Below are 1,973 nucleotides of genomic sequence, written 5' to 3'. Positions count from 1 at the left end.
AGAGCTTCGCGCACTTCGTCAAGCTTGAATGGCTTGATGATTGCGGTAATTAATTTCATACGTTTCTCCGTTTAGAGGAAGGAATTAGAAAGTTTTGGTAAGGGAAACAATCCCAGTTGCACCACCTAAGTTTTTGCCGTTATATGACCAATACTCAGATTTAGCATTCGTATCAATATAGGCCGCAGATAGGGAGAGTCCAGCACCGAAATCTTTAGTTAAACCCAGTTTCCAGTCGGTGTAGCTTAAGTTACTAGAGTTAGATACACCATTTACAGAGCCAGCAATTGATTGATAGCCAACATGGCCATTTACAGAAATACCCCAAATTCCTGTGTCGTAATTCACTGTTAAATCAGGATAGTAAGAGCCAGTACTTTGTTGGATTCCAAAAAGAGTTGTTGCAGCATAGGATATTTTTGCAAATCCAGTAACTGGGCCATAGGTAAAGTTTTGGGCAACATAAATTTCTGTTGTATTAGGGCTAGTTGCTAAAGTTGGGCCGCCTTTCATTGGATAGTAGTACTGAAGAACACCAATATCAGAAGCAAAACCTTCTGCAATTAAATCCTTCTTAAAGCCAGCATAAAAATCCATTTCCAATGGCGCTGAAACACCTGGGTTGAAATCGCTTATCCAGCTAATTGAACTGTTCCAGTTACCGATGTAGAGGCCGCTATCATGGGCATAATCAAAACCACCTTGTATCGCGGGTTGGAAATTGGACTGACTAAGACCACGATAGCGATACTCGTTAACAACTGTCACGTTTGCAGCAATCGGGCTGCCTGCATCTTCAGGATTTGTTGGGGTATCTGCTGCGAATGCTGCTGCGGCAAATAAGCCAGTAGCTGCTAGAGCAATAGCTGTCTTTTGAATGGTTTTCATGTGTTACTCCTTGCTGTGTGTAATTAAAAAGGGATAAATGCTTATTGCATGGAGTGATCATGAATCTCGGCAAGCCTCGTAATTTCTGGTGATTCACCGAATTAAGGCTTATGCCCTAAATTAGTGCATCAATTTGCACCATTTCAGTACTTTTTGCTGCAATCGCAGCATTTTTGGGTGTTTTTGCATCTTTTTGGCCCTAGAACTTAAAATAGGGCATGTATCTTTTATGCAACTAATTCAGAACGGCGGGCAGCGCAATGCAAAAACCAGGCGAAATCCTAGAGCAAATCCAGCGGATTGCTAGCGATATGCAAAACAAGGTTGGTGACGCAATTCGTAATTCACCAGCTCAAGAGATTGAAAAAAATGTTCGGGCGATGATGAATCAGGGATTTCAAAAAATGGACTTGGTTACCCGCGAAGAATTCGAGCTGCAATCCAAAGTATTAGCCAAGACCAGGGAAAAATTAGAGGCTCTAGAAGCTAAAGTTACTGCGCTAGAAAAATCCTAAAGTAAATTTTTGCCTTACTCAGGATGAAATTCATCAAAGAAGTTGGCGTACATTTCTTCTAGAAAAAACTTTTTTGCCTCTATACGCGCTGGCGCAGTATGTAAAACAGATATTTGGTAAATACGAATTCCACCATCAGCAGCTGCTCTAGTGATCCAGCGAACACGCATAGACTGCTCAGAGGCTCCCGTAGAGGAAAACTCTAAAAAATAATCTTTTGTTGGCAATTTTTGGCGACTAGTGGTTTGATAAAAAGCATCTGTACTGATATCGCCTTGTGAGCTTGTATTGGCCCTCTTAAAAAGATTGCTCTGTAATTGCTCAAGCAACTTTGCTTGTAATGGAATTTGATCTTTACTTAAGGTAACGGTACTCACTGAGTAAATATCATCATCAATTTTGACTGCCTCGAGTGATTGAGGGATTGCTTGGCCCTCATAAGGCAAGCGTCGATCCATCTTCTCAGGTTTGCCAGGAAATAAAGCGTTGTAACCCTCTTGCGGAGATTGCACTGTGCGCCAATCTAACTTGGGGCTACAAGCGACAAGCATCAATACTGCCGTCAACAAT

General features: G+C 41.7%; 3 protein-coding genes. 1 reads left to right on the top strand and 2 read right to left on the bottom strand.

Annotated features, from left to right (window positions below; genetic code table 11):
• Positions 1 to 84: 84 nt before the first annotated feature.
• The gene (locus B7Y67_RS16355; RefSeq protein WP_293599536.1) at positions 85 to 888 is read right to left on the bottom strand and encodes a TorF family putative porin; all 804 of its coding nucleotides are present in this window, start codon (positions 886 to 888) and stop codon (positions 85 to 87) included.
• Positions 889 to 1,148: 260 nt separating this feature from the next.
• Between B7Y67_RS16355 and B7Y67_RS16350 the strand changes: the two genes are divergently transcribed.
• Positions 1,149 to 1,403 carry an accessory factor UbiK family protein gene (locus B7Y67_RS16350; RefSeq protein ID WP_293599535.1) on the top strand — a complete coding sequence of 85 codons (255 nt, stop codon included), beginning with the start codon at positions 1,149 to 1,151 and terminating at the stop codon, positions 1,401 to 1,403.
• A gap of 14 nt (positions 1,404 to 1,417) precedes the next feature.
• Here the strand turns inward: B7Y67_RS16350 and B7Y67_RS16345 are convergent.
• Positions 1,418 to 1,973 (bottom strand): hypothetical protein (locus B7Y67_RS16345; RefSeq protein WP_367227297.1); only part of this gene is annotated, 556 nt, incomplete at its 5' end.

Source organism: Polynucleobacter sp. 35-46-11 (genome assembly GCF_002281105.1).
This window is presented reverse-complemented; position numbering and strand designations above follow the sequence as displayed.